This window comes from Micromonospora sp. NPDC007230, from assembly GCF_042869115.1.
Lineage (GTDB): Bacteria > Actinomycetota > Actinomycetes > Mycobacteriales > Micromonosporaceae > Micromonospora.
Window position 1 is genome coordinate 1 of the sequence record NZ_JBIAFE010000081.1, and the last position, 1064, is coordinate 1064.

The 1064-nt window shown below is 67.0% G+C and carries 1 protein-coding gene; it reads left to right on the top strand.

Annotated features, from left to right (window positions below; translation table 11 throughout):
- Nucleotides 1–102 precede the first annotated feature (102 nt).
- A partial coding sequence (locus ACFYML_RS36605) for an IS630 family transposase (protein WP_387425018.1) occupies nucleotides 103–1064 on the top strand: 962 nt, incomplete at its 3' end.

Genomic DNA, 1064 nt, shown 5'->3' on the forward strand with positions numbered 1-1064 from the left:
CTAGTGCCGCGTCTTTGAACGTTGATCGTGTAATCCATCGGTTCTGAGGAGCCGTCAGGCACGCTGTCTCCCAACGCATCAGGCTGTGGGAGGTGGTGGCCGGTGGGCAGACGCCCGGAGGTGTTCGTCCGGCAGGTGTCGATGGCCGAGGGCCAGCGGTTGCAGCGGATCACTCGGACGGCGAAGGACCCGGTGAAGCTGCGCCGAGCGATCGTGGTGCTGATGTCCGCCCAAGGCCAGCCGGCCCCGGATATCGCGCACCTGCTCAAGACCAGCGAGGACTACGTCCGCGACGTGATCCACGCGTTCAACGAGCGGGGGTTCGACGCCTTGGACCCAAAATGGAGCGGGGGCGCACCGAGACGGATCGATGAGCAGACCCGCGACTGGATCTGCGTCATCGCCCGGTGCGACCCCCGCTTCCTCGGCAAACCCTTCTCCTGCTGGTCCCTGGCCAAGCTGCGCGACTACCTGATCGAGGCCGGCCACCTCACGGCGATCAGCGTCGAAACGATCCGGCGGATCCTGCACGAACGTGGGGTCTCCTGGCAGGCCACCAAGACGTGGAAGGCCAGCACCGACCCCGACTTCACGAACAAGATGCGCCGGATCCTGGACCTCTACGACCACCCGCCCGCCGACGGGCGGGTGCTGTGCGTGGACGAGTTCGGGCCGTTGAACCTTCAACCCCGCCCAGGCCGGGCCTGGCGACCCCAGGGCCAGCCGGTACGGTTGCGCGCCACCTACACCCGTGACCAGGGCGTGCGGCACATGATCGCCGCCCTGGACCTGACAACAGGGAAGTTGCACTACCGCATCCGCGACCGCAAGCGCTGGCGGGAGTTCCTGGCCTTCCTCAAGACCCTGCGCCGCCGCTGGCCCGACCAGAAGCTGTACCTGATCTGCGACAACTTCTCCCCGCACAAGCACCCCGAGGTCCGCGCCTGGTGCGCCGCCAACCAGGTGGAACTGGTGTTCCTACCGACCTACGCCTCCTGGCTGAACTGGATCGAGGCCGAGTTCGCCGCGGTCCGCTACTTCGCTCTCAACGGCACCGACCACCG